At 69.9% G+C, this 26,729-nt stretch carries 24 protein-coding genes and 1 tRNA gene; 22 read left to right on the top strand and 3 right to left on the bottom strand.

Annotated features, from left to right (window positions below; genetic code table 11):
* The first annotated feature begins 1 nt into the window (after nt 1).
* The 5 genes from ribA (at nt 2) to hisF (ending at nt 3,348) form a co-directional block, all read left to right on the top strand.
* Nucleotides 2-682, top strand: coding sequence for a GTP cyclohydrolase II (ribA, locus tag E6A21_RS04140; RefSeq protein WP_138442873.1), 681 nt, complete (start codon nt 2-4; stop codon nt 680-682).
* Between the two features lie 57 nt (nt 683-739).
* A complete protein-coding gene (ribH, locus tag E6A21_RS04135; protein ID WP_138442872.1) occupies nt 740-1,213 on the top strand; it encodes a 6,7-dimethyl-8-ribityllumazine synthase in 474 nt (157 codons plus the stop codon).
* 157 nt (nt 1,214-1,370) lie between these two features.
* Complete coding sequence (locus E6A21_RS04130; protein WP_138442871.1) at nt 1,371-1,634, top strand: phosphoribosyl-ATP diphosphatase; 264 nt, start codon at nt 1,371-1,373, stop codon at nt 1,632-1,634.
* An 80-nt stretch (nt 1,635-1,714) separates the two neighbouring features.
* Nucleotides 1,715-2,560 carry an ATP phosphoribosyltransferase gene (hisG, locus tag E6A21_RS04125; RefSeq protein ID WP_138442870.1) on the top strand — a complete coding sequence of 282 codons (846 nt, stop codon included), beginning with the start codon at nt 1,715-1,717 and terminating at the stop codon, nt 2,558-2,560.
* A 14-nt stretch (nt 2,561-2,574) separates the two neighbouring features.
* A complete protein-coding gene (gene hisF, locus E6A21_RS04120; protein ID WP_138442869.1) occupies nt 2,575-3,348 on the top strand; it encodes an imidazole glycerol phosphate synthase subunit HisF in 774 nt (257 codons plus the stop codon).
* 21 nt (nt 3,349-3,369) lie between these two features.
* On the opposite strand, the gene E6A21_RS04115 is transcribed toward hisF, so the two are convergent.
* Nucleotides 3,370-4,014 carry a TIGR03085 family metal-binding protein gene (locus E6A21_RS04115; RefSeq protein ID WP_138442868.1) on the bottom strand — a complete coding sequence of 215 codons (645 nt, stop codon included), beginning with the start codon at nt 4,012-4,014 and terminating at the stop codon, nt 3,370-3,372.
* Between the two features lie 78 nt (nt 4,015-4,092).
* Here E6A21_RS04115 and hisI point away from each other — a divergent pair, with 78 nt between their 5' ends.
* The 11 genes from hisI to pyk all read left to right on the top strand — a co-directional run bounded on the left by hisI (nt 4,093) and on the right by pyk (nt 18,420).
* Nucleotides 4,093-4,521, top strand: a complete 429-nt coding sequence (hisI, locus tag E6A21_RS04110; RefSeq protein WP_138442867.1) for a phosphoribosyl-AMP cyclohydrolase — start codon at nt 4,093-4,095, stop codon at nt 4,519-4,521.
* Between the two features lie 79 nt (nt 4,522-4,600).
* Nucleotides 4,601-6,157, top strand: coding sequence for an anthranilate synthase component I (locus tag E6A21_RS04105; RefSeq protein ID WP_138442866.1), 1,557 nt, complete (start codon nt 4,601-4,603; stop codon nt 6,155-6,157).
* Nucleotide 6,158: 1 nt separating this feature from the next.
* Entirely contained in the window at nt 6,159-6,827 is a 669-nt protein-coding gene (locus E6A21_RS04100; RefSeq protein ID WP_246036184.1) for a Trp biosynthesis-associated membrane protein, read from the top strand.
* Nucleotides 6,828-6,911: 84 nt separating this feature from the next.
* A complete protein-coding gene (locus E6A21_RS04095) occupies nt 6,912-7,175 on the top strand; it encodes an HGxxPAAW family protein (RefSeq protein ID WP_138442864.1) in 264 nt (87 codons plus the stop codon).
* Nucleotides 7,175-8,005, top strand: a complete 831-nt coding sequence (trpC, locus tag E6A21_RS04090; protein ID WP_138442863.1) for an indole-3-glycerol phosphate synthase TrpC — start codon at nt 7,175-7,177, stop codon at nt 8,003-8,005. Before E6A21_RS04095 ends, trpC begins: the two co-directional genes overlap by 1 nt.
* A gap of 53 nt (nt 8,006-8,058) precedes the next feature.
* Nucleotides 8,059-9,426, top strand: a complete 1,368-nt coding sequence (gene trpB / locus E6A21_RS04085) for a tryptophan synthase subunit beta (RefSeq protein ID WP_425471517.1) — start codon at nt 8,059-8,061, stop codon at nt 9,424-9,426.
* Nucleotides 9,423-10,292 carry a tryptophan synthase subunit alpha gene (gene trpA, locus E6A21_RS04080; protein WP_138442861.1) on the top strand — a complete coding sequence of 290 codons (870 nt, stop codon included), beginning with the start codon at nt 9,423-9,425 and terminating at the stop codon, nt 10,290-10,292. Before trpB ends, trpA begins: the two co-directional genes overlap by 4 nt.
* Before the next feature lie 157 nt (nt 10,293-10,449).
* Nucleotides 10,450-10,605: a hypothetical protein gene (locus tag E6A21_RS17745; protein ID WP_171041259.1), complete on the top strand. Its 156-nt coding sequence runs from the start codon at nt 10,450-10,452 to the stop codon at nt 10,603-10,605.
* Nucleotides 10,606-10,747: 142 nt separating this feature from the next.
* Nucleotides 10,748-15,358, top strand: a complete 4,611-nt coding sequence (gene gltB / locus E6A21_RS04075) for a glutamate synthase large subunit (protein WP_138442860.1) — start codon at nt 10,748-10,750, stop codon at nt 15,356-15,358.
* A complete protein-coding gene (locus E6A21_RS04070; protein WP_138442859.1) occupies nt 15,351-16,808 on the top strand; it encodes a glutamate synthase subunit beta in 1,458 nt (485 codons plus the stop codon). The genes gltB and E6A21_RS04070 overlap by 8 nt, the downstream gene beginning before the upstream one ends.
* Before the next feature lie 127 nt (nt 16,809-16,935).
* Nucleotides 16,936-18,420, top strand: coding sequence for a pyruvate kinase (gene pyk, locus E6A21_RS04065; protein WP_138442858.1), 1,485 nt, complete (start codon nt 16,936-16,938; stop codon nt 18,418-18,420).
* A 107-nt stretch (nt 18,421-18,527) separates the two neighbouring features.
* On the opposite strand, the gene E6A21_RS04060 is transcribed toward pyk, so the two are convergent.
* Nucleotides 18,528-19,085, bottom strand: coding sequence for an ANTAR domain-containing response regulator (locus E6A21_RS04060; protein ID WP_138443095.1), 558 nt, complete (start codon nt 19,083-19,085; stop codon nt 18,528-18,530).
* A gap of 289 nt (nt 19,086-19,374) precedes the next feature.
* Between E6A21_RS04060 and E6A21_RS04055 the strand changes: the two genes are divergently transcribed.
* The 3 genes from E6A21_RS04055 to E6A21_RS04045 all read left to right on the top strand — a co-directional run bounded on the left by E6A21_RS04055 (nt 19,375) and on the right by E6A21_RS04045 (nt 20,991).
* Nucleotides 19,375-19,456: transfer RNA gene (locus E6A21_RS04055), tRNA-Leu, on the top strand.
* Nucleotides 19,457-19,579: 123 nt separating this feature from the next.
* The gene (locus E6A21_RS04050) at nt 19,580-20,770 is read left to right on the top strand and encodes an inorganic phosphate transporter (RefSeq protein WP_138442857.1); all 1,191 of its coding nucleotides are present in this window, start codon (nt 19,580-19,582) and stop codon (nt 20,768-20,770) included.
* A complete protein-coding gene (locus E6A21_RS04045) occupies nt 20,767-20,991 on the top strand; it encodes a hypothetical protein (RefSeq protein WP_138442856.1) in 225 nt (74 codons plus the stop codon). The genes E6A21_RS04050 and E6A21_RS04045 overlap by 4 nt, the downstream gene beginning before the upstream one ends.
* 40 nt (nt 20,992-21,031) lie before the next feature.
* Here E6A21_RS04045 and E6A21_RS04040 read toward each other — a convergent pair whose 3' ends face one another.
* Nucleotides 21,032-21,568, bottom strand: a complete 537-nt coding sequence (locus E6A21_RS04040; RefSeq protein WP_171041258.1) for a hotdog fold thioesterase — start codon at nt 21,566-21,568, stop codon at nt 21,032-21,034.
* A gap of 103 nt (nt 21,569-21,671) precedes the next feature.
* On the opposite strand from E6A21_RS04040, the gene polA reads away from it, so the two are divergent.
* From polA to E6A21_RS04025, 3 genes are read left to right on the top strand one after another with little or no spacing between them, the layout of a single operon-like run.
* A complete protein-coding gene (gene polA, locus E6A21_RS04035; protein WP_246036208.1) occupies nt 21,672-24,305 on the top strand; it encodes a DNA polymerase I in 2,634 nt (877 codons plus the stop codon).
* The gene (locus E6A21_RS04030; RefSeq protein WP_138442853.1) at nt 24,305-25,600 is read left to right on the top strand and encodes a GNAT family N-acetyltransferase; all 1,296 of its coding nucleotides are present in this window, start codon (nt 24,305-24,307) and stop codon (nt 25,598-25,600) included. Before polA ends, E6A21_RS04030 begins: the two co-directional genes overlap by 1 nt.
* A gap of 29 nt (nt 25,601-25,629) precedes the next feature.
* On the top strand, nt 25,630-26,574 hold the full coding sequence (locus E6A21_RS04025) for a polysaccharide deacetylase family protein (protein ID WP_212745867.1): 945 nt from the start codon (nt 25,630-25,632) through the stop codon (nt 26,572-26,574).
* Nucleotides 26,575-26,729 lie beyond the last annotated feature (155 nt).

Below are 26,729 nucleotides of genomic sequence, written 5' to 3'. Positions count from 1 at the left end.
CATGACGACCAGTACGGTCCCGGCCAACGGAGCCAGACGGCCCGGCCACCCAGTGACGAGTGGTCCCGTGGTGAAGCTGCCCACAGCCTTCGGCGAGTTCGTCGCGCAAGCGTGGATCGACGAGGAGACCGGAGCGGAGCACCTCGCGGTGAGCTCGCCCGAGCCGCCCGCGCCCGGCGTCGCGCCGCTCGTGCGGCTCCACTCCGAATGCCTGACCGGCGACGTCTTCGGCTCCTACCGCTGCGACTGCGGGGAACAGCTCGCCTACGCGCTCGGGCTCATCCGAGAGCAGGGGGGAACGCTCCTCTACCTCCGCGGCCACGAGGGCCGCGGCATCGGGCTCGCCAACAAGATCCGGGCCTACTCGCTGCAGGAGGCCGGCTTCGACACGGTCGAGGCGAACGAGCAGCTGGGCCTCCCGGTCGACGCCCGCTCCTACCACGCAGCCGCGCAGATCCTCTCCGAGATGGGCCTCACGCACATACGGCTCCTGAGCAACAACCCGGACAAGCAGAACCGGCTCGCGCAGGCAGGCGTCCAGGTGGTCGAGATGGTGCCCACCGAGGTTCCGTCGCGCGTCGAGAACCTTCGCTACCTGCAGACGAAGAAGGAACGCATGGCGCACCTGCTCACGCTCGACGTGCAGGCGGCCCTTCCCACGACGCAGCCCGACAACGACTGAAGCAAGCACTTCCCGGCCCGCGCACGGCGGGCCCATGACAGACAGGATCCTCCCCTCGTGAGCGGACACGGCGCCCCCACCCTTGCCCTTGACGACCCCCAGTTGGCCGAGCTGCGCCTCGCCATCGTCGCGGCCAGCTGGCACACCCAGATCATGGACGGGCTGCTCGACGGCGCCCTGCGCGCGGCCAAGGAGGCCGGCATCGACGCCCCCACGGTCGTGCGCGTCCCCGGCAGCTTCGAGCTCCCGGTCGCGGCCGGGAAGCTCGCGGAGACGCATGACGCTGTGGTCGCCCTCGGCGTCGTGATCCGCGGCGGAACGCCCCACTTCGAGTACGTGTGCGAGGCGGCGACCATCGGCCTCACCGACGTCAGCGTCCGCATGGGCGTTCCCGTGGGCTTCGGCGTGCTCACGTGCGACGACGAGCAGCAGGGCCTCGACCGGGCGGGGCTGCCCGGCTCGAGCGAGGACAAGGGCCACGAGGCGACGACGGCGGCCCTCCTCACTGCGGCGACCCTGCGGACGCTCTGATCCCTGCGGACGCTCCGATCGAAGCAGCGGGTCCCCGGGCCGGGCAAACCTAGGGGACCAGCGAACCCCTCCGGGCCTGTCGGCTTCGTCACATGCGCCCAGTCACACGGCAGCGTGGGATGCGGGAGGCCGGATTCGCTCCGATAGTCTTGACCCCGTGAAGGATTTCGAGTCGCTGTTCGCCGAGCTCAGCGAGAAGGCCACGAGCCGCCCTGAGGGCTCGCGCACCGTCGTCGAACTGGACTCGGGGGTCCACGGCATCGGCAAGAAGATCGTGGAGGAAGCCGCCGAGGTCTGGATGGCGGCCGAGTACGAGTCGGATGCCGCGGCCGCCGAGGAGATCTCCCAGCTCCTGTACCACGTGCAGGTGCTGATGATCGCGAAGGGCCTCACGCTCAAGGACGTGTACACGCATCTCTAGCCGCGGTGCGCGCTCGAAATCACTTCGAGCGCGTCCGTGGCGGAAGCCGAGCACACTCCTTCGAGACCAGAAAGACCACCATGCTCCGTGTAGCAGTTCCCAACAAGGGCTCCCTCTCCGAGGCGGCCTCGTCGATGCTTTCCGAGGCCGGCTATCGCCAGCGCCGTGAGGGCCGCGAGCTTGTCATGCTCGATCCCGAGAACGACGTCGAGTTCTTCTTCCTGCGCCCCCGCGACATTGCCGTCTACGTCGGCCAGGGGACCCTCGACGTCGGCATCACCGGGCGCGACCTCCTCATCGACGCCGAGGTCGAGGCCGAGGAGCTCCTGCCCCTCGGCTTCGCGGCGTCGACCTTCCGGTTCGCGGGCCCCGCCGGCGAATTCGTCTCGGTTGCCCAGCTCGACGGCCGCCGCGTCGCGACGAGCTACGACGGCCTTGTCCGCACGTACCTCGCCGAGCAGGGCGTGAAGCCCGAGCGGATTGTCCGCCTCGACGGGGCGGTCGAGTCGTCGGTGCGGCTCGGGGTCGCCGATGCGATCGCCGACGTCGTCGAGACGGGCAACACCCTCAAGGCCGCGGGCATGGAGGTCTTCGGCGATCCGATCCTCGAGTCCGAGGCCGTGCTCATCGGCCGGCAGGGCCATTCCGTGCCCGCGATCGAGGTGCTCATCCGCCGGCTCACGGGCGTGCTCGTGGCCCGGAAGTACGTCCTCATGGACTACGACGTCCGCAAGGAGCTCGTCGAGCAGGCGTCTGCCCTCACGCCGGGGCTCGAGTCGCCCACCGTCTCGCCGCTGCGCGACTCGGAATGGGTCGCCGTCCGCTCGATGGTCCCGAAGAGGGACACCAACAGGGTCATGGACGAGCTGTACGACCTGGGTGCGCGGGCGATCCTCGTGAGCAGCATCCACGCCTGCCGGATCTAGGGGAGGGGCGAACCATGGGCGTAGCCGTCCGCGTCATCCCATGCCTCGATGTCGACGCCGGGCGCGTCGTCAAGGGCGTCAACTTCAAGGGTCTCCGCGACGCCGGCGACCCGGTCGAACTCGCCCACCGCTACGACCGCGCGGGCGCCGACGAACTCACGTTCCTCGACGTCACCGCGTCGTCGTCGGAGCGCGAGACGACGTTCGACGTCGTCCGCCGCACTGCCGAGGAGGTCTTCATCCCGCTCACCGTGGGCGGAGGTGTCCGGGGAGTCGCGGAGGTCGACCGCCTCCTCCGCGACGGGGCGGACAAGGCCTCGATCAACACGGCGGCCATCGCGAGACCCGACGTAATCGACGAGATCACGCGGCATTTCGGGTCACAGGTCCTGGTCCTCTCCGTCGACGCGCGACGTGTCCAGGGGGAGGCCAGCACGCCTTCCGGCTTCGAGGTGACGACGCACGGGGGACGCCGCGGGACGGGCATCGACGCCGTCCAGTGGGCGAAGGAGGCCGCCGACCGGGGGGTGGGGGAGATCCTCCTGAACTCGATCGACGCCGACGGCACGAAGGAGGGTTTCGACCTCGAGCTGATCCGGCTGATCCGTGCGGCGGTCGCCGTCCCGCTCATCGCCTCAGGGGGAGCGGGAGCTCCCGAGCACTTCCCGCCCGCCATCAGTGCGGGGGCCGACGCCGTGCTCGCGGCGTCGATGTTCCACTTCGGCCCCGACGACATGATCCGTCAGGTGAAGGACGCGATCCGCGCCGCGGGGCACGAGGTCCGCTGAACGGAGGAGCAGGGCCGGCGGCTAGAAGCCGACGTCGGCGGCGGTGAGGAGCGCCACGGCGTCGGGCTGCCCCTCGAACGTCACGAGCGCGTGCGAACCGCGGCCCGTCGCGTGCAGGAGGAGTTCGCCGGGCTCGCCGACGATCGCCACCGAGACTGCCGCCCGCTTGGCCACGTGACGGGGGCCGTGGGGGCTGACGAGCACGATGCCGAGATCGACGCCGCGGTAGAGGATTGCGGCCTGCCGCACGAGGTGCTCCCACAGGGCGTCCGCGTACCCGTCGTCGAGTGCGCGTGGGGCCCAGCGCTCGGTGGCCCGGCGCACGTCCTCGGTGTGCACGAAGAACTCCGCAAGATTCGCAGCCTCGTCCAGCCGGGAGATCCGCAGCGGAGAGGTCCTCGGAGGGCCGGCCCGGAACGAAGCGACGAGCTGGGCATAGGCACTCGGCGTGGACGACTTCGCTGCGAGCCGTGCCGTCGCGGCGTCGGACACGCCGCGAAGCCGGCGGACGGCGAGGCCGAATCCGACGCGCGCGTTCCGCTCGCGGAGGTAGAGGTGGGCCGCGAGCTCCTTGGTGGCCCACCCCTCGCACAGGGTGGGCGCGTTCGGTCCGGCCGCGAGCAAGGTCTCGGCCAGGACTTCCCGGGATGGCGGAACGAAGTGCATCACTAGCGAAACTAGCACGCGCGGGGGCGCCTGCGCGCACGGTCGGGCCGGGCCCCGCCGACCACTAGACTTGAGGGGATGTCTGAGCAGAATGAGCCCACCTCCAAGCGCGTCCGGACCGCCCCAGAAGAGGCGGCGGGCGACGTCGGCCTACCCGGCCTCGCCGCCGACGTCGCCGAGCGCCTCAAGCGAGACGCGGCGGGGCTCGTGGCCGCCGTCGTCCAGCAGTACGACACCCTCGAGGTGCTCATGGTGGGGTGGATGGACGACGAGGCGCTGCGGCGCACGCTCACGAGCGGCCGCGTGACGTTCTGGTCGCGTTCGAGGCAGGAGTACTGGCGCAAGGGCGACACGTCCGGGCACGTCCAGTGGGTCAAGTCGGTGTCCCTCGACTGTGACGGAGACGCCCTGCTCGTCCAGGTGGACCAGGTCGGCGCGGCCTGCCACACCGGCACGAGGACATGCTTCGATGGCAGAGGCCTTCCCGCCGTCGTCGGCCAAGCCTGAAGCCCACCCGGCCTCTCGGACCACACCGCCCGCCACCCGCCCCTACCCGCCCGCCTACGGAAGGCCCCCCACCCAAGCCATGCTGGACCTAGGAGTCATCGAACCCACGCTCGGGGAGTTCAGGAAGCTCGCCGCCGACCGCCGCGTCATCCCCGTGCGCGTGAAGCTGCTGGCCGACGCCGAGACCCCCATCAGCCTGTACCGCAAGCTCGCGGACGGGCATCCGGGGACCTTCCTGTTCGAGTCCGCGGCGGTCGGCGGCTCGTGGTCGCGCTATTCGTTCATCGGGGCCGAGTCCAGGGCTACCCTCACGAGCAAGGACGGCCAGGCATACTGGACGGGTGAGCCGCCCGTCGGTGTGCCCACGCAGGGCAACCCGCTCGAGGCGCTGCGCGACACCGTCGCCGCGCTGCGCACCGAGCGGTTCGACTCCCTGCCCCCGCTCACGTCGGGGATGGTCGGCTTCGTCGGCTGGGAGGCCGTGCGTCGCTGGGAGAAGCTCCTCTCGCCGCCCGAGGACGATCTCGAGCTGCCCGAGCTCGCCATGAACCTCGTGACCGACCTGGCCGTGCACGACAACGTGGACGGGACGGTGACCCTTGTCGCCAATGCGATCAACTTCGACAACAGCAACGACCGCGTGGACGAGGCCTGGCGCGACGCCGTGGCACGCCTGACCCGCATGGTCGAGCGCGTCCTGGAGCCCGCGCACGCTGCGGTCTCCGTCCTCGGGCCCGTGGTGGACTACCGCGACAAGGTCGTCGAGAACTGGGAGGAATCCGGGTACCTCGCCGCGATTGCCCGCGGCAAGGAGGCCATCGTCGACGGCGAAGTCTTCCAGGTCGTCATCTCGCGCCGTTTCGAACTCGACTTCGCCGCCCCGCCGCTCGATGTCTACCGGATCCTCCGGGCCATGAACCCCAGCCCCTACATGTACCTGCTGAGCCTCGCGGACGCGGACGGGCGCGAATACTCGATCGTCGGCTCCTCGCCCGAGGCCCTCGTCACGGTCACGGGAGATCAAGTCGTCACCCACCCGATCGCAGGCTCGCGCCCGCGCGGGCCGACCGTCGAGGCCGATCGGGCCCTCGCCGAGGAGCTCCTCGCGGACGACAAGGAGCGCGCCGAGCACCTCATGCTCGTCGACCTCGCCCGGAACGACCTCTCGAAGGTGTGCCGCCCCGGAACCGTCGAGGTCAGCGAGTTCATGGCGGTCGAGCGGTTCAGCCACATCATGCACCTCGTCTCGACCGTCGACGGCCGTCTTCGGCCGGACGCGACGGCCTACGACGTGCTCGCCGCAACGTTCCCCGCGGGGACGCTCTCCGGCGCTCCCAAACCGCGCGCCCTGCGGCTTCTCGACGAGGTCGAGCCGAGGCGCCGCGGCGTGTACGGTGGCGTCGTCGGCTATTTCGACTTCGCGGGCGACATGGACATGGCCATCGCGATCCGCACCGCCCTGCTGCGGGAGGGCCGGGCGTACGTGCAGTCGGGAGGCGGAATCGTCGCCGACTCGGATCCGGTAGCCGAGGCGCTCGAGTCCGTCAACAAGGCCGCGGCACCGCTGCGCGCCGTGCACACAGCCTCCGCACTGCGGTCTGCGGCGACGCTGCCGGGCGTCGGGGATGGGATCTAGCGTGACCGGAACTGCGAACACCGTCCCGTCGGCCGGCCACGAGCCGGCGCGAGTGCCCGCGTGGGCGCGGAAGTCGACCGTCGTCGGGCTCAGCGTCCTCGTGGCGATCCTTGCGTTCGCATCGACCACGCAGACCTGGATCGACGCGGACGTCCAGGGCGCGGCGGTGCGCACGGCCCACGTGATGGTCCAGGGGAGCAACGCGGCGACCGCCGTGACTGCCCTGGCGCTCGTGGGCCTCGCCGGCGTCCTGGCAGCGGCCGTCGCGGGCCGCATCGGTCGCCTCGTCGCGAGCGTGGTGGTCGTCCTGGCCGGGTTCGGCGTCGCCGCCTCCTGCATCGCCGTGATGGCGGACCCGAGGGCGGCCGCCGCCAGTTCGATCGCCAAGGCCACGGGCGTCTCGGGGGGACCCGCGACGACGGTGCTCACCTGGTTCCCCGCCGCCGCCGCGGTCGCCGGCGCCCTGCTCGCGCTGTGCGGAGTCCTCGCGATAATCGCCGCCAGGCATTGGCCCACCCGCACGAGGTACGACGCCGCGTCGGGGCGCCGGGGACGCGCGAGCGGCTCACACGGCGAGCCGGCGCAACCTGGGGCTGCCGCTGCCCGCGCCCGCGTCGACGAGATCGACGGATGGGACCGCCTGACCCGGGGCGAGGACCCGACGGACTGAAGGGGCCGGGACGTCACGCAGCGCCGACCGCGGCGCCGGAGATGGCAGAATGGCACAAGACACCCAAGCGAGGAGAAGGACGACATGAGCAACGCGAGCGGTTCCCAGGACAGCACCAAGGTGGCCCTCCACGGCGAGGACCTCGGCCATGGGAACAGCCCAGCCGCGTGGACGTGCGTTTTCATCATGCTGATCGGCGCGCTCGTCTCGAGCATCGCGTTTGCCATCGCGAACGCCCCGATCTTCTGGGCCGGCGTCGTGATCATCGCTATCGGCCTGATTGTCGGCTGGTTCATGCGTCGCGCCGGCTACGGCGTGGGCGGCAGCAAGCTCAACAACACCCACTGATGGCGACCGTCCTCGACGACATCATCGCGGGGGTCCGCGAGGACCTCGAGGCGCGACGCCGCGACCTGCCCCTGACGGCGGTCCGGGAGGCGGCGGCCGCGAGGCCGTCCGCCCTCGACGCGTTCGCGGCGCTCGGCGGGGCGGACGAGCCCCGGGGCGAGCTGAAGGTCATTGCCGAGGTCAAGCGGCGCAGCCCCTCCAAGGGAGATCTTGCGGACATCGCCGACCCGGCGGCCCTCGCGCGGCAGTATTCCGACGGCGGTGCCTCCGTCATCAGCGTGCTGACCGAGCAGCGCCGGTTCGGCGGGAGCCTCGCGGACTTCGACGCCGTTCGTGCAGCGGTCGCGACGCCGCTCCTCCGCAAGGACTTCACGGTCGACGAGTACCAGATCCATGAGGCGAGGGCGCACGGGGCCGACCTCGTCCTGCTCATCGTCGCGGCGCTCGACGACGCAGAGCTCAAGGGCTTCCTCGACCTGACGCACGAACTGGGCATGAACGCGCTCGTCGAAACCCACACCGAGGAGGAGATCGACCGCGGCCTCGCGGCCGGCGCTCGTATCCTCGGCGTGAACGTGCGCAATCTGAAGACGCTCGACGTCGACCGCGCCGTGTTCGCCCGCCTCGCCGACCGCATCCCGGCCGGACCCGTCGTGGTGGCCGAATCCGGCGTGCGCGGACCCGAGGACGTTGCGGAGTACGCGGCCCTGGGTGCCAACGCAGTGCTCGTGGGCGAGGCCCTCGTGACGCACGGTTCGCCGCGCGAGCGGATCGCAGCATTCCAGCGCAGCGGCGCGGCAGCCATCGCCGAACGCCTCGGCGCGCACTGAGCCGGACGGGCGCCCGACGCCCCATCCGGCGGACTTCAACTAGGACGGAGACACTGGTGGCCGAGAACGCACCAGAAGCATCGGCAGAGACCCACCCGGCGGACGCCTTCCTCGCGGGCAGCCTGCGGCACGCCCCAGGCCCGTACTTCGGGGCCTACGGTGGGCGCTGGATGCCCGAGTCCCTCATCGCGGCGCTCGACGAGCTCGACGAGACCTTCGAGAAGGCGAAGCAGGATCCGGACTTCCTCGCCCAGATCGCGGACCTCAACCGCAACTACTCAGGGCGGCCCTCGCTCCTCACAGAGGCCAAGCGGTTCTCCCAGCACGCAGGCGGCGTCCGGGTCTTCCTCAAGCGCGAGGACCTCAACCACACCGGCTCGCACAAGATCAACAACGTCCTCGGGCAGGCGCTCCTCGCGAAGCGCATGGGCAAGACCCGGATCATCGCCGAGACCGGCGCGGGGCAGCACGGCGTCGCCAGCGCGACGGCCGCGGCCTTCCTGGGCCTCGAATGCGTCGTGTACATGGGCGCGGAGGACTGCCGCAGGCAGGCCCTGAACGTCGCGCGCATGCAGCTCCTGGGAGCCACCGTCGTCCCGGTCACGAACGGCTCGCAGACCCTGAAGGACGCGATCAACGACGCCCTCCGCGACTGGGTCGCGAACGTGAGCACGACCCACTACCTCCTGGGCACAGCGGCCGGGGCCCACCCGTTCCCGGCCATGGTCCGCTTCTTCCACGAGGTCATCGGCGAGGAGGCACGCGAGCAGGTCCTCGAGCAGACCGGCCGGCTCCCGGATGCCGTGTGCGCGTGCGTGGGCGGCGGCTCGAACGCGATCGGCATCTTCCACGGCTTCCTCGACGACCCGTCCGTGCGCCTCTACGGCTTCGAGGCCGGCGGCGAAGGGGTCGAGACGGCGCACCACGCGGCGACCATCACGCTCGGGCGCCCCGGGGTGCTCCATGGCGCGCGCTCGTACCTCATGCAGGACGAAGACGGGCAGACGATCGAGTCCCATTCCATCTCGGCTGGCCTGGACTACCCGGGCGTCGGGCCCGAGCACGCGTACCTCCACGACATCGGCCGCGCGACCTACGAGCCGATCACGGACACCGAGGCGATGGAGGCCTTCAGCGTCCTGTGCCGGACCGAGGGCATCATCCCCGCCATCGAGTCCTCGCATGCGCTCGCCGGGGCCATCAAGGTGGGCCGACGTCTAGCGGCCGAAGGCGGCGACCCCGCCGACCGCATCGTGATCGTGAACCTCTCAGGGCGCGGCGACAAGGACGTCCAGACGGCGGCCGAATGGTTCGGCATGCTCGACGAGAACGGCCAGGTGAAGGGGACGACGCTCTCGACGCGCCGGCCCAAGGGCTTCGTGCCGGGCGAGGGCACCGGCGCGGTGGAGGAGTTGGCATGAGCGCGACGGATCAGCACGCGCAGCAGCAGGGCACGCAGAGCGGAAGCGCCGAGAGCACAGGCAGGACGACGGCGAGCAAGGCCGCCGCTGCCATCGACCGCGCCAGGGCGGAGGGCCGCGCGGCCCTCGTCGGCTATCTTCCCGCCGGGTTCCCCACGGTCCAGGAGAGCATCGACGCCGCCATCGCGCTCGCGCGCAACGGCGCCGACGTGATCGAGATCGGCATCCCCTACTCGGATCCCGTCATGGACGGCAGCGTCATCCAGGCGGCGACGACCGAGGCTCTCGCGAACGGGTTCCACGTGGCGAGCGTCTTCGACGTCGTCAAGGCGGTGACCGACGCGACGGAGGCCGCGGTCCTGGTGATGACGTACTGGAACCCCGTCATGCGCCTCGGCGTCGACGAGTTTGCGCGGCGCCTCGCCGAGGCGGGGGGAGCGGGGCTCATCACGCCGGACCTCATTCCCGACGAGGCTGCGGAGTGGATCCAGGCCTCCGACAAGTACGGCCTCGACCGCGTCTTCCTTGTCGCACCGTCCTCGACCGCAGAGCGGATGGCGATGACCGTCGCCGCAACGAGGGGATTCACCTATGCGGTTTCGCTCATGGGCGTGACCGGTGCGCGGGCCTCGGTGGACGAGAGCGCCCGACGGGTCGTCGCGGAGGCGCGGGCCGCGGGTGCTGAGCGCGTGTGCGTCGGCCTCGGCGTCTCGAACGCCGAGCACGTCCGCGAGATCGCCGCCTACGCCGACGGAGTCATCGTCGGCACCGCCATCGTGAGTGCTCTCCGCGACGGCGGGCCTGATGCGGTCGGCGAGCTTGCGGCAGAGCTGAGTCGCGGCCTTGAACGCGGTGCGGGTGCCTGACGAAGGGCCTTGCTTCGTCCCGCACAGAGTGGCGAAGGGCGCCGAGCGTAACACAGGATGCAGGAAGGGCCATCCCAGTCCAGCATCCGGACGCGACCGTCTCGGTATACGGCGCCCGTGCTAGTCTTGCGACACATCGAGCCGTCTCCGACGAGTCGTGTCCCGCACTCAGGACGCGATGCCTTCAGAGGAGGACGACGGTGAAGAGGGCCCAGCCCCGCTCGCCACGCCCCGGGCCACCGCCCGCAAGCGACGCTCGCTCCACAAGGAAGTGGACCACCGGCCGTGGGAGCACTTCCCCGGACCGACGTAGGAGGCACCTGACGCTGTTCGGCGGCGCGGAGCCGCCCCTACAATTCCAGTAATCAGCGCCGTGCTGGGCCCCTTGCGGCCAGCAACGCCGGGGCCAGCGTTGTCCCCTGTCGCGAATCGATCAGGAGGAAGGACGTTTCGTCATGACTCACCCGACACACGGCACTGCCGTCGAGTTCCCGCCCGCAGAGGCGGTCTCGCCGTTCGAGCGGTTCTCGTCGCTTCCCGCGTCCGCAGGGCTCTACCAGGCGGAGCAGGAGAAGGACGCGTGCGGTCTCGCGATCGTCGCGACGCTCCGGGGCGAGGGCGGGCATGACATTGTCGACGCCGCGCTCCACGCCCTCCGAGCCCTCGAACACCGCGGCGCGGTCGGTGCCGACGAGGGCACGGGCGACGGCGCGGGCATCCTCCTGCAGCTCCCCGACGAGTTCTTCCGGGCAACCGTCGACTTCGAGCTGCCCGCTCTCGGCCAATACGCCGTGGGCATCGCATTCCTTCCGGCCGACGACCGCGAGGACGCCGCGGCGCGCGGGGGCATCGAAGCCCTGGCCGAGACCGAGGGCCTCAAGGTCCTCGGCTGGCGCGAGGTGCCCGTGGTCGCCGAGCTCGTCGGCGCGATGGCCCGCGCGTGCATGCCCCGCTTCGCCCAGCCGTTCTTCGTCTCGCTCACGGGGGAGCAGCTGGACCGCAACGACCTCGACGCGCGGGTGTGGCGGATCCGCAAGCGCGCGCAGAACAAGCATGGCGTCTACTTCCCGTCACTCTCCTCGCGCACCATCGTCTACAAGGGGATGCTGACGACGGCCCAGCTCGAGCCGTTCTACCCGGACCTCTCCGACGATCGGTTCACGACCAAGCTCGCGATCGTCCACTCGCGCTTCTCGACGAACACGTTCCCTTCGTGGCCGCTCGCCCAGCCGTTCCGGACGATCGCCCACAACGGCGAGATCAACACGGTCAAGGGCAACCGCAACTGGATGCGGGCGCGTCAGTCCCAGCTCTCGAGCCCGCTCCTGGGCGAGGTTCCCGAGGAGCTCTTCCCGATCTGCACCCCGGGCGCCTCGGACTCCGCCTCGTTCGACGAGGTCGCCGAGCTGCTGTGGCTCTCGGGACGTCCGATCACGCACGCGATCATGATGATGATCCCCGAGGCGTGGGAGAACCACGCGACGATGGATCCTGCCCGCCGGGCCTTCTACGAGTACCACTCGCTCCTCATGGAGCCCTGGGACGGGCCGGCCGCCGTCTCGTTCACCGACGGTTCCCTCGTGGGTGCCACACTGGACCGCAACGGCCTGCGCCCCTGCCGCTACTGGGTGACCGAGGACGGCCTCGTCGTCTTCGCCTCGGAGGTCGGTGTCGTCGACGTCGAGCCGGCGAAGGTCGTCAAGAAGGGCCGCGTCGCGCCGGGCAAGATGTTCGTCGTGGACACCGAGGCCGGCCGGATCATCGAGGACGCCGAGGTCAAGGCCGAGGTCGCGGGCGCGAACCCGTGGCAGGAGTGGGTGGACCAGAACGTCATCCGCCTCGCCGACCTCCCCGAACGCGAGCACGTCATCCACACCCCCCAGTCGGTGAACGTCCGGCAGCGCACGTTCGGCTACACGCAGGAGGAGCTCCGCATCCTGGTCGGCCCGATGGCCCGGAACGGCGCCGAGCCGATCGGCGCCATGGGCTCCGACACCCCGGTGGCGGTCCTCTCGAAGCGGCCCCGGCTGCTCTTCGACTACTTCGTGCAGTCGTTCGCCCAGGTCACGAACCCGCCCCTCGACGCCATCCGCGAGGAGCTCGTCACGAGCCTCAACGGTGCGATCGGACCCAACGGGAACCTCCTCAGCATGGGGCAGGTCAAGGAGAGGCAGGTCATCCTGCCGTTCCCGGTGATCAACAACGACCAGCTCGCGAAGATCGCCAACATCGAGAACAGCCACGGCGACCGGATCGCGATCAAGGTACGCGGCCTCTACCGTCCCGAGGGCGGCGAGGCGGCGCTGCGCGCCCGGCTGACGGAGATCTGCGAGCAGGTCTCGGGAGCCATCAACCGCGGGGTGCAGTACGTCGTGCTCTCCGACCGCGACTCGAACGCGCAGTGGGCCCCGATCCCGTCTCTGCTCCTCGTCTCCGCCGTCCACCACCACCTCCTGCGCAGCGCGAACCGTACGAAGACCGCGCTCGTCGTCGAGGCCGGGGACGTCCGTGAGGTGCACCATGTCGCCACGCTCATCGGCTATGGCGCGTCCGCGGTGAACCCCTATCTCGCGATGGAGTCCGTCGAGGAGCTCATCCGCTCGGGCGACCTGCCGGGCGTCACCCCTGAGGACGGGGTCTACAACCTCATCAAGGGCCTCGGCAAGGGCGTGCTCAAGATCATGTCCAAGATGGGCATCTCGACTGTCGCCTCCTACTGCGGCGCCCAGACGTTCGAAGCGCTCGGCCTCTCGCAAGACCTCGTCGACGAATTCTTCGCCGGCACGCACAGCCAGCTCGGCGGCGTCGGGCTCGACGTCATTGCCGCCGAGGTCGCAGCCCGCCACGAGATGGCGTACCCGGCGTCCGGGATCGAGCAGCCGCATCGGGCGCTCCTGAACGGCGGCGAGTACCAGTGGCGTCGCGACGGCGAGCCGCACCTGTTCAACCCGGAGACCGTCTTCCGCCTGCAGCACGCGACGCGCGAGCGCCGCTATGACGTGTTCAAGGCGTACACGAAGGGGGTCGACGACCAGTCCAAGAACCTCATGACGCTGCGCGGCCTTCTCGCGTTCCGCGAGGGGCTTCGCCCCGCGATCCCCGTGGACGACGTCGAGTCCGTCGCGAGCATCGTGAAGCGGTTCTCGACCGGCGCGATGAGCTACGGGTCCATCTCGAAGGAAGCCCACGAGACGCTTGCGATAGCGATGAACCGTCTGGGCGCCCGGTCGAACACGGGGGAGGGCGGCGAGGACGTCGACCGTCTGCTCGACCCCGAGCGGCGCTCGGCCATCAAGCAGGTCGCGTCCGGCCGTTTCGGCGTGACCAGCCTCTACCTGACCAATGCGACCGACATCCAGATCAAGATGGCCCAGGGGGCGAAGCCCGGCGAGGGCGGCCAGCTCATGGCCCAGAAGGTCTACCCGTGGGTGGCGCGGACCCGCCACTCGACGCCGGGCGTGACCCTCATCTCGCCGCCCCCACACCACGACATCTACTCGATCGAGGACCTCGCGCAGCTCATCTACGACTGCAAGCGTGCCAACCCGAGCGCACGGGTCCACGTCAAGCTCGTCTCCGAGGTGGGGATCGGCACGGTCGCCGCGGGCGTGACGAAGGCGAAGGCCGACGTCGTGCTCGTGTCGGGGCACGACGGCGGTACGGGCGCCTCGCCGCTGAACTCGCTCAAGCACGCGGGCGTCCCGTGGGAGCTCGGCCTCGCCGAAACCCAGCAGACGCTCATGCTCAACGGGCTGCGGGACCGCGTGGTGGTCCAGGTCGACGGCCAGCTGAAGACGGGCCGCGACGTCGTCATCGCTGCGCTGCTGGGTGCCGAGGAGTTCGGTTTTGCCACGGCACCGCTCGTCGTCTCGGGCTGCGTCATGATGCGCGTGTGCCATCTGGACACGTGCCCCGTCGGCGTCGCAACGCAGAATCCTGAGCTGCGGGCGCGCTTCACGGGCAAGCCCGAGTTCGTGGTGAACTTCTTCGAGTTCATCGCGGAGGAGATCCGCGAGATCCTGGCCCAGCTCGGCTTCCGCTCGCTCGAAGAGGCGATCGGTCGTTCAGAGTTCCTCGACACGAAGGACGCGATCGACCACTGGAAGGCCGAGGGGCTCGACCTCACGCCGATCCTCGCGGGCATGGACTTCGACGAGGACGCGCCGCTGCGCAACACGACGGGCCAGAACCACGAGCTCGACAAGCACTTCGACGTCCAGCTCATCGAGATGGCGCAAGAGGCGCTCATGGACCGCAGCCCGGTCAAGATCAGCCTCCCGGTCGTCAACACCGACCGCTCGGTGGGGACGATGCTGGGCCACGAGGTCACCCGTACGTTCGGCACCGACACGCTCGCGACGGACACGATCGACGTGACCCTCACCGGTACTGCCGGGCAGTCCCTCGCGGCGTTCCTGCCCGCAGGCATCACGCTGCGGCTGTTCGGCGACTCGAACGACTATGTCGCGAAGGGCCTGTCCGGAGGCCGCGTCATCGTCCGTCCCGACCGCAGCAACGTGTTCCCGGCCGAGGACAACGTGATCGCGGGCAACGTGATCGGCTACGGCGCCACGAGCGGGGAGATCTTCCTCCGCGGAATGGTCGGCGAGCGGTTCCTCGTGCGCAACTCGGGCGCGACCGCCGTCGTCGAAGGCATCGGCGACCACGGCTGCGAATACATGACGGGTGGCCAGGCGGTCATCCTCGGGCGCACGGGCCGCAACTTCGGCGCAGGGATGTCGGGCGGCACCGCGTTCGTCCTCGACCTCGACGCGGCGAAGGTCAACACCCAGGCCCTCGGCTCGGGCGAGCTCACGCTCCTCGAACTCGACGACGAGGACCGGGACATCGTGCGGAATCTCATCGCCAAGCACGTCGAGGAGACGGGCTCGCAGTTGGGGCAGCGCCTGCTCGACAACTTCGACGACACGGCAGCCCGCATGACGAAGGTGCTGCCCCGCGACTACGCGGCGGTGCAGCAGACCCGTCTGGGGGCCCTCGAAGAGGGCCTGGACCCGGACGGGGAAGAAGTTTGGTCTCGCATCCTGGAGGTGACCGGTGGCTGACCCACGCGGATTCCTGAAGGTTCGGCAGCGTGAGACGCAGCCGCGCCGTCCCGTCCCCGTCCGCATCATGGACTGGAAGGAGGTCTACGAGGCCCAGGAGAACGGCGTCCTCAAGCGCCAGGCTGCACGCTGCATGGATTGCGGTATCCCCTTCTGCCACCACGGCTGCCCGCTCGGTAACCTCATTCCCGAGTGGAACGACCTCACGTGGCGCGGCAAGGAGCAGGATGCGAGCGAGCGCCTGCACGCGACCAACAACTTCCCGGAGTTCACGGGCCGGCTGTGCCCGGCGCCGTGCGAGTCCGCGTGCGTGCTCGGCATCAACCAGCCCGCCGTGACCATCAAGCAGATCGAGGTCTCGATCGCGGAGCAGGCCTTCGAGGGCGGCTATGTCGAGCCCCTTCCGCCGGCGCGCCTCACGGGCAAGACGGTCGCCGTCGTCGGCTCCGGGCCCGCCGGGCTCGCGGCCGCGCAGCAGCTCACGCGGGTCGGCCACACGGTCGCCGTGTACGAGCGCGACGACCGGATCGGCGGCCTCCTGCGCTATGGCATCCCGGACTTCAAGATGGAGAAGGAGATCCTCGAGCGCCGTCTCGCGCAGATGAAGGCCGAGGGCACGCGCTTCCGCACCGGCGTCGAGGTCGGCCGCGACGTGAGCTGGGACCAGCTGCGCCGCCGGTACGACGCGGTGGTCGTGGCGACGGGAGCGACGGTTCCGCGCGACCTCAAGATCCCGGGCCGCGAGCTCGACGGCGTCCACTTCGCCATGGAGTACCTCGTCCAGGCCAACCGCGTCGTCGCCGGCGATGTGGTCGAGGATCAGATCGACGCGCGAGGCAAGCACGTTGTGATCCTCGGCGGCGGCGACACAGGTGCCGACTGCCTCGGCACCGCGCATCGCCAGCAGGCTGCCTCGGTCACGACTCTCGCCATCGGCAAGCAGCCTCCCGCGGAGCGTCCGGGCCACCAGCCGTGGCCGATGTTCCCTACGCTCTTCGAAGTTGCCAGCGCCCACGAGGAGGGCGGCGAGCGGACGTACCTTGCCTCGACGGTCGAATACATCGGCGAGGACGGGAAGGTGACGGGCCTCAAGGTCGCCGAGACGGAATACGTGGACGGCAGGCGCATCCCGAAGGCCGGCACTGAGCGCGTCATTCCGGCGGACCTCGTCCTCCTGTCCCTCGGATTCACAGGGGCAGAGGAGTCGGGCCTCCCCGAGCAGGTCAATGCTCCGTTCGACGAGCGCGGGAACGTCTCCCGCGACGGCGAGTACATGACCCCAACCCCGGGCGTCTTCGTGGCGGGCGACGCCGGCCGCGGCCAGTCGCTCATCGTGTGGGCGATCGCGGAAGGGCGGGCCTGCGCGGCGGAGGTCGACAAGTTCCTGATGGGCAGCACGATCCTGCCGGCGCCGGTGGCTCCGACGGATCGCGCGATCTCCGTCCTCTGACGTGCGCAGAGGTCCCGGACAGAAGCAAAGGGCCCCTGCCTGATCCGACACGTTCCGCTCCGGCGGAATCCGTGAAGTTCATCCCCCAGACATCCACGTTCACCACACAACCCCTAGGGTGAGGTACATGAGACGAGCGAAAATCGTTGCCACGTTTGGGCCGGCCATCTCGAGCTACGAGAAGACCCTCGCAGTGATCGAGGCCGGCGTCGACGTGGCCCGCCTGAACATGAGCCACGGCGACCACTCGGTGCACGACGCGACCTACGAGAACGTGCGTAAGGCGTCGGCCGAGCTCCACAAGCCAGTCGGCATCATGGCCGACCTCCAAGGCCCGAAGATCCGCCTCGGCCGCTTCGTGGACGGCCCGTACGAGCTTGCTCCCGGCGACGTCTTCACGATCACGACGGAGGACGTCCCGGGCACGAAGGAGATCTGCTCCACGACGCTCAAGAGCCTCACCGAGGACGTCTCAGTCGGAGACACGCTCCTGATCGACGACGGCAAGGTCGCCTTGCGCGCCACCGCGGTCGACGACGTGAAGGTGGTCACCGAGGTCGTCGTCGGCGGCATGGTGTCGAACAACAAGGGAATCAACCTTCCCGGCGTCGCGGTGAACGTCCCGGCGCTGAGCGACAAGGACGAGGCGGACCTCCGCTGGGCGCTCCGGCGGGGTGTGGACTTCATCGCCCTCTCGTTCGTCCGCGATGCGTCCGACGTTGAGCGCGTCCACACGATCATGGACGAGGAGGGCCGCCGCGTCCCTGTCATCGCCAAGATCGAGAAGCCCCAGGCCGTCGAGCAGCTCCACGAGATCATCGACGCGTTCGACGCGATCATGGTCGCCCGTGGCGACCTCGGCGTGGAGCTTCCGCTCGAGGAGGTTCCGCTCGTGCAGAAGCGGGCGATCGAGCTGGCTCGCCGCTGGGCGAAGCCCGTCATCGTTGCGACCCAGGTGCTCGAGTCGATGATCGAGAACCCCCGCCCGACCCGCGCCGAGGCGTCCGACTGCGCCAACGCGGTGCTCGACGGCGCAGACGCCGTGATGCTCTCGGGCGAGACGAGCGTTGGGGCGTACCCCATCGAGACGGTGCGCACGATGGCGAAGATCATCGAGTCGACGGAGGACCACGGCCTCGAGCGCGTTCCTCCCCTCGGCTCGCAGCCGAAGACGCGAGGCGGCGCGATCACGCGGGCCGCCGTGACCATCGCAGACCAGCTGGACGCGAAGTACATCTGCACGTTCACGCAGTCGGGCGATTCGGCCCGGAGGCTCAGCCGCCTCCGGCCCCAGAAGCCGATCTTCGCGTTCACGCCGCTCACCTCGACGCTCAACATCCTGAGCCTGTGCTGGGGCATCCAGCCACGGATGGTGGAGTTCGCCGAGCACACCGACCAGATGATCGCCCAGGTCGACGAGTACCTCCTGCGGGCCGGGATGGCCCAGCCGAATGACCTTGTCGTAGTCGCCGCCGGTTCGCCTCCCGGCGTTGCCGGCTCGACGAACGCGCTGCGCGTGCACAAGGTCGGAGACCTCGCCGACGCAGGGCAGCTGCTCGACGGCGCGGTGAAGCCTGCGCGCGAGCACGTTGGCCCGTGGCCTGAGGTCTGATCCTCCCGCCCGTCAGACGACGAGGGCGGCACCCCTTCTGGGGGTGCCGCCCTCGTCGTCTCGGTGCCGGGCCTTTTCGAGGCCCGCGTCAGCTCACCTGGCCGGCGTCAGCTCACCTGGTTGATGATGGTCTCGGCGACCTCTCGCATGCTGAGGCGACGGTCCATGGACGTCTTCTGGATCCACCGGAACGCCTCGGGCTCGCTGAGCCCCATCTTGGTCATGAGGAGGCTCTTGGCGCGCTCAACGAGCTTGCGCGTGGCGAACTGCTCCTGGAGGTCGGTGACCTCGGCCTCGAGCGCGCGGATTTCCTCGTGGCGCGAGAGGGCGATCTCGATCGCCGGCACCAGGTCGTTCGGTGTGAACGGCTTGACCACATACGCCATGGCACCGGCGTCCCGGGCGCGCTCGACGAGCTCCTTCTGGCTGAACGCCGTGAGGAGGACGACGGGCGCGATGCGTGCCTTGACGATCTTCTCGGCCGCCGTGATGCCGTCCATGACGGGCATCTTGACGTCCATCAGCACGAGGTCCGGGCGAAGGTCTTCCGCGAGCGCGACGGCCTTCTCGCCGTTGTCGGCCTCGCCGACCACGTCGAAGCCCTCGCCGCGCAGGATCTCGATGATGTCGAGGCGGATGAGGGTCTCGTCCTCCGCGACTACCACGCGGCGCGCGGCACGTGCCTGGTCCGACGGCGTCGCGCTCTTGGGCGACGGCGTGGGCTTGGCTGTCTTCTCCGACGTCTTCTCGGACACTCGGGCTCCTTGCTGCAGATTCGGGGTGGGCTTAGGACGATCCTACCGGGGAGGGTCGCCTCCGCGCAGTTCGCCTGCCCAGTTGCTGGCCCCCCTGGCGGCGCAGTCGCTCGCGCGGTTCAACGGGCTGAGGACGACGTGCCAGCCTCGGGGGCGGTAGAGTGGTCCCGCGCGGCACCGAAAGGCAGCTGCGCGGCAGGCCCGAGTGGCGGAATCGGCAGACGCGCCGCACTCAAAATGCGGTATCGAGAGGTGTGAGGGTTCGAGTCCCTCCTCGGGCACCGGTATAGGATGGCTTCTCGGCGCAGGGTGAATTCGCGGCATCCAGATGGTGAACTTGGGGTGAACTCGCGGGGCACGGGCACAGCGCCCCCAGACAACCTCGATCTCCGATGGGAACCCGGGTGGACATCACCGCCATGATCGCGCTCGTCGTCGCACTTGCGCTCTTCTTCGACTTCACGAACGGCTTCCACGACACCGCGAATGCCATGGCGACCCCGATCGCCACCGGTGCGATCAAGCCCCGCGCCGCCGTCGCGCTAGCGTCCGGGCTCAACCTCGTGGGGGCGTTCCTCTCGACGGAAGTGGCGAAGACCATCTCGAGCGGCATCATCCGGGAAGGTTCGCCGGGCGTCCACATCACCCCCGAGCTCATCTTCGCGGGGCTCATCGGAGCCGTGGTCTGGAACATGTTCACGTGGCTCCGCGGACTCCCGTCGAGCTCTTCGCATGCGCTCTTCGGAGGCCTCATCGGTGCGGCGGTCGTGGGCATCGGCGTCTCGTCGGTCAACTTCTCGGGAATCGTCTCGAAGGTCATCCTCCCGGCGGTCGCTGCCCCGATCATCGCGGGCCTCTCAGCCTGGGTGTGCACGCGCATCGCCTACGCCGTGACGGCTCGGCGTGACCCCGAGACCGGCCAGAAGCTGCATCAGGGACGGGCAGGCTTCCGGATCGGCCAGATCTTCACCTCGAGCCTCGTGGCGCTCTCGCACGGGACGAACGATGCGCAGAAGACCATGGGGATCATCACCCTCCTCCTCATCTCCGCCGGAGCCCAGACGCCCGGAAGCGGCCCCCAGTGGTGGGTGATCGCCGCGTGCGCCGCCGCGATCGGCCTCGGCACATATGCCGGCGGCTGGCGCATCATCCGTACGGTGGGCACCGGACTGACCGAGGTGCGTCCCGCCCAGGGGTTCTCCTCCGAGGCGAGCACGGCTGCAGCGATCCTCGCCTCGTCCCACCTCGGCTTCGCGCTCTCGACCACCCAGGTCACGAGCGGTTCGGTGATCGGCTCCGGCCTCGGCCGCCGCGGAACCTCCATCCGCTGGGGAACCGCCGGTCGGATAGCGCTCGGCTGGGTCCTCACGCTGCCGGCAGCCGCCGTCGTCGGCGGGCTGGCCGCCATCGTGGTCGGGCTCGGGCCCGGGGGAGTCGTCGCCGTCGCCCTCGTCGGCGCAGCGGCCATCCTGTGGATGTTCCTGCTCAACCGGCGCGAGCGCGTCGGCCACCACAACGTCGTCGAGGTCGAGGAGGCGAGCGAAGCCGTCAGCTTCCCCGCCCGCAGCCGCGCCGGGAAGGGAGGTCAGCCGTGATCGACTGGGGAGCCTTCCTCATCGTCGCAATCGCCACGGTCGTCGGCGCGGGCTGCATCGTGCTGTTCTTCGCGCTCGGTGTCCGCCTGCGGGCCGAGAGCGCGGACCCGAGGCGCAGCAACCGCAAAGGCCTCGCCGCTGCGAGCAGCGCGTGCTACGCGCTCTCGGGTGCCGCGGTCCTGTACGGCGTGTTCCTCATCGTGCCGTACTTCCATCACTAGCGGCCGCTTCCATCACTAGCGGCCGCTTGCATCACGCCCATCAGCCCTGCCCGGCGGGGCCAGGCGCGTCCTTCCCCGGGAGATCGCGGAGCAGGTTCGTGATCCTCGCAGTACAGACCCTGCGCCCCGACTCGTCCTCGACGACGATCTCATGCGAGGTCATGGTCCGCCCGAGATGGATTGCGGTGCAGACCCCTCGGACGATTCCGCTCGAGGCCGGCCGGTGGTGCGTCGCGTTGAGGTCGACGCCCATCGCGATGCGGCCGGGACCGGCGTGGACAGTCGCCGCGAACGATCCGAGCGTCTCGGCGAGGGCCGCGCTCGCACCGCCGTGCAGGATGCCGGCAACCTGCGTGTTGCCCTCCACCGGCATGGTCGCGACAGCTCGTTCGGGCCCGATTTCCTCGAACACGATTCCCAGCTTCACCACGAGCGCCCCGACGCCGCTCCCAGCGAGCTGCCGACGGAGATGTTCGGGGACTCCGGCATCGACGAGTTCCTGCTCGTAGCGGCCGTGCAGTCCGAGGTCAGGTGCGCCCGCGAGCGGCGTCCCGGCGCGAGTGTCTTTCGCATGCATGCCCACTAGGCTGGCACCCGTGAGCCAAACGAGCAAAGCCGAGACCGCCGTCCTCGACCCCCAGGAGGAGCCGCGCCGCCTCCTCGTCGTCGACGGGCATTCCATGGCCTTCCGTGCCTTCTTCGCCCTGCCCGCCGAGAGCTTCCGGAACGCCGAAGGCCAGCACACGAATGCCGTCCACGGCTTCACCTCAATGCTCATCAACCTCATGCGGGACCAGAAGCCCACCCACGTCGCGGTCGCGTTCGACGTGAGCGATGAGACGACTTACCGCAAGGCCGAGTACAGCGAGTACAAGGGCGGGCGCAACGAGACGCCGTCCGAGTTCCGCGGCCAGATCGACATCATCAAGCGGGTCATGCAGGCCCTCGGCATCCGGACCATCGAGCTCCCCGGGTACGAGGCAGACGACATCCTCGCGACCCTCGCAGCCCAGGGCGCGGACGCCGGCATGGAGGTCTACCTCGTCTCCGGCGACCGCGACACGTTCCAGCTCGTCAACGACCGCGTCTCGGTCCTGTACCCGCGCAAGGGCGTGAGCGACATTCCGCGCATGGACGCCGCCGCGATCGAGGAGAAGTACCTCGTCCCACCTGCGCGCTACCCGGACCTCGCGGCACTCGTGGGCGAATCCGCAGACAACCTCCCCGGAGTCCCGGGCGTGGGGCCCAAGACGGCGGCGAAGTGGATCGCCCTGTACGACGGGCTCGAGGGAGTCCTCGAGCACGCGGACGAGATCAAGGGCAAGGCCGGCGAGAGCCTGCGCGAGAACATCGAGTCCGTCGAACGGAACCGGCGCCTCAACCGGCTCCTCACCGACCTCGAGCTTCCGGTCGCACTCGACGAGCTGGCCTCTCCCGAGCCGGATCCCGCCGCCATCGAATCGCTCTTCGACGAGCTCGAGTTCAAGAACCTCAGGGCCCGCGTGTACGAGATCTTCGCAACCGAGCCCGAGGTCTCGGGCACCGACGTCTTCGAGGTGCCCGAGTACACGCGGCCGGGTTCGGACGAGCTTCCCGCGGCGCTCGCGAGCCTCGCGAGCGACGCGGGCGTCAGACCCGTTGCTGTCGCGATACGCGCCGAGCAGGCGGGGGAGCGGCAGGAGGCGACCGCCGTCGCCCTCGCCTCGCACGGGCAGGCCCTCTACGTAGCGGTCGACGGCGCGTTCCCGGCGCCGCTTGCCTCATGGCTGGCAGATCCCTCCGTGCCCAAGGCGATCCACGAGTACAAGGAGTCCGCGAAGGCCCTGCGGGCGCTCGGCGTCGAGCTCGAGGGGGTTGTCGACGACGTCTCGGTCTCCGGCTACCTCATCGAGCCCGACCGGCGGAGCTACGCCCTGTCCGACCTTGCCCAGCACCACCTCGACATCCAGCTCGGCCCGGCTCCCGCGAGCGGGCAGCTCGCCCTCTCCCTCGGAGGGGACGACGAGGCCGCCGGAGCGCTCGTGCGGGAGGCCGCCGTCGTACGGGCACTCAACGCGGATTTCGCGCCGCGCCTCGACGAAGTGGGCGCGGCCTCGCTCCTGGCCGAGATGGAGCTCCCACTCGCCCGCGTGCTGCTCGACATGGAGTGGACCGGAATCGCGGTCTCGAAGGAGCAGATCGACGCGCTCATGGACGACCTCGGCCGCGCGAGCGAGGAGGCCGCGGGAAGGGCCTACGCCGCGATCGGCCACGAGGTCAACCTCGGTTCGCCCAAGCAGCTCCAGACGGTCCTCTTCGACGAGCTCGAGCTGCCCAAGACCAAGAAGATCAAGACCGGCTACACCACGGACGCGGCCTCGCTCAAGGAACTGCTCGACAAGACCGGGCACCCGTTCCTCGAAGGGCTCATGGCGCACCGCGAATCGAGCAAGCTCCGCCAGATGGTCGAGACGCTCAAGAAGTCCGTGACGTCCGATTCCCGCATCCACACGACCTACGCGCAGAACATCGCCGCGACAGGGCGGCTGTCCTCGAACAACCCGAACCTCCAGAACATCCCGATCCGTTCCGAGGAGGGACGTCGGGTGCGTGACGTGTTCGTCGTGGGGGAGGGCTACGAGTCGCTGCTCTCCGCCGACTACTCGCAGATCGAGATGCGCATCATGGCGCACCTCTCGAACGACGCTGGCCTGATCCAGGCGTACCGGGAGGGCGAAGACCTCCACCGCTTCGTGGGCTCGCGCATCTTCCATGTGGCGCCAGCCGAGGTCACCTCCGAGATGCGCGCGAAGGTCAAGGCCATGTCCTACGGGCTCGCATACGGGCTCACCTCGTTCGGGCTCTCGAAGCAGCTCGACATCTCCGTGGACGAGGCGCGCAACCTCATGAAGGACTACTTCGACCGGTTCGGCGGTGTCCGCGACTACCTCCGCGGGGTGGTCGAGCAGGCCCGCAAGGACGGCTACACGTCGACGATCTTCGGGCGGCGCCGTTACCTCCCGGACCTCAACAGCACGGACCGCGCCCGGCGGGAGGTGGCGGAGCGGGTGGCGCTCAACTCTCCGATCCAGGGATCCGCCGCGGACATCATCAAACTGGCGATGCTCGGCGTCGAGCACGAGCTCGAGGCCCGCGGCCTCGCCTCCCGGCTGCTGCTCCAGATCCACGACGAGCTCGTGGTGGAGGTCGCGCCGGGGGAGGAGGCCGCCGTCCGCGAGGTCGTCATCGAACGCATGGGGTCCGCGGCGCAGCTCTCGGTGCCGCTCGACGTCCAGGTCGGGGTGGGCCGCACTTGGAACGAAGCCGGGCACTGATGGCGCTCGCGGGCGACTACGAGCTGCGGCGGTTCCGGCCCTCGCGGCCGGGCGAGGAAGGCTACGCGCAGACGCGGGACTGGATCCGGGCCGTGGGGGCGGGCTTCTACGAGGAGCGCCGTTCGGAGGACCTGGTCGCGAAGACGGCCGCCGCGCTCGTGATCGACGACCGCGAGCTCACGGGTGCCTATCAGCCGGGTCCCGTGCCCGTCGGGGCGCTCGGCCCCGAGGTCCCCGTCGCGACGTTCGCAACGTTCCGGAAGACGCTCAACGCCGGCTACGGGGTGCTTGTCCCGGCCCACCTCGTGACGGCGGTGACGGTCCGCACGAGCCATCGCCGCCGCGGGCTCCTGCGGCGGCTCATGACGGAGGACCTCGCGAGGGCGAAGTCCGACGGCGTCCCGATCGCCGCGCTCACCGCGTCCGAGGCCTCCATCTACCGCCGTTTCGGCTTCGGAGTCGCGACGGCGGAACGCCGGGTCACAGTCACGACTGGCCCTCGCTTCAAGCTCGCCGTCCCCACGGACGGCAGGGTCGAGGCCGCGGACCCGGGGGTCCTCCTCGACCTCGCGCCGTCGGTGTTCGAGCGCACCCACCGCGTGACGCCGGGATCCATCGACCGCCAGGAGCGGTACCGCCATGCGGCCGCCGGGCTGTGGGACAGGGACGGCGGCGGCGAGGACCGAGCCCTGCGCGCGGCGCTGCACTTCGACGCCGACGGCACGCCGGACGGCTACGTGACCTACGCGTTCCAAGGGTGGGACCATGAGCCGCACACGATGGACGTCCGGGACCTCGTCGCCGCGACGCCGGAAGCGTACCTCGCGCTGTGGGACTTCCTCGGCTCGCTCGACCTCGTGCGCCGGATCGTGTGGAACGAGGCCCCAGCCGAGGACCCGCTGGCGTGGGCGCTCGACGACGCGCGCGCACTCCGCGCTCTGGGAGCGCAGGACATGCTGTGGCTGCGCATCCTCGACGTGCCGGCTGCGCTCGAGGCGAGGCGCTACGGAGCGGACGGCTCGCTCGTGCTCGACGTCGTCGACGGGCTGGGGCTGGCCGCCGGCAGGTACCGGATCGCGGTAGACGGTGGGACGGCGCGCGTCTCGCGCGCCGACGGCGAGCGGCCCGACCTCGTCCTCGACACGGCGGAACTCGCGTCGTTGTACGTGGGCGGCGTCCGACCGACTACCCTGAGGGAAGCAGGGCGCATCAGCGAGGAGAACCCCGGGGCCGCCCTCGAAGCGGAACGGATGTTCGCCGTCGAACGGCCTGCCCACTGTCTCACCCACTTCTGAGCGGCCTGCTCACCGACCTTGGAGCGCCCATGCCCTCCTTGATGCCGCATGCCTCGCGGCGCACTCTGCTGACCACTCTGGGCTCGGCCTCGCTCGGCGCGCTCCTGACCGCGTGCGGGGCGACCCAAGTCGCCCAGACGACGATCGCCCAGCCCGCCATCGGGACTCCCGCACCCTCGACGCCTCCGCCTGCGCCGGTCACGCCGTCCGCCACGCCCACGCCGACGCCGCTGCGGCCCCACGTGCTCAGCGCCGCCGAACGGCTGGCGATCGAGGACCGGTTCCGGGGGCAGACTCCGAGGCAATGGGGGCTCGCTGTCAAGGGCGTCGTGACGCAGACGGCGACGACGGCGGTTGCGCTCACGTTCGACGCGTGCGGAGGGCCCGGCGGCTCGCGGTACGACTCCACCCTCATCCAGACGCTGCGGCGGTACAAGGTGCCCGCGACGCTCTTCCTCAACGCCCGCTGGATCCAGGCCAACCCGTCGCTCAGCGCGGAGCTCGCCGGAGACCCGCTGTTCGAGATCGGCAACCATGGGACGGCCCACGTCCCGCTCTCGGTGTCGGGGCAGAGCGCCTACGGAATCCCGGGCACGAGGTCGCTTGCTGCCGCCCTCGACGAGGTGCTGGGCAACGAGGACCGCGTGTCCGCCCTGGCGGGCGCGCCCGTTCCGTGGTTCCGCCCGGGCACGGCCTACTACGACGACATCACGGCGGCCGCAACCTCCGCCGCCGGACTGGTGCCCGTCAACTTCTCGGTGAACGCCGACGCCGGAGCGACCTTCCCCGCGTGGCAGGTGGCCGCGCAGCTTCGGACCGTGGGGCCCGGCGACATCGTCATCAGCCACATGAACCAGCCGGGATCCGGCACCGCGCCCGGATATGCGACCGGCCTCCCGGCGCTTCTCGACCGCGGAATCCGGTTCACTACGCTGTCCCAGTCCGGGCTGGCCGTGCCCGGCAGCCCTGCGTAGCGAAATGTTGCTCCCACAGCTTCGCCTCGCTTTGACCCGGCTTGCGGCTGCCCACTAAACTGGACGGGCGCGTAGTGCGCTGCTGTTCCAATCCAAATTTCAGGATGTCGCTCCGATGCCCCATGGCACGGGACCGACTGCCTGACCGACTAACG

It is taken from the genome of Sinomonas susongensis (assembly GCF_005877005.1).
In the GTDB taxonomy this organism is placed as follows: domain Bacteria; phylum Actinomycetota; class Actinomycetes; order Actinomycetales; family Micrococcaceae; genus Sinomonas; species Sinomonas susongensis.
This window is presented reverse-complemented; position numbering and strand designations above follow the sequence as displayed.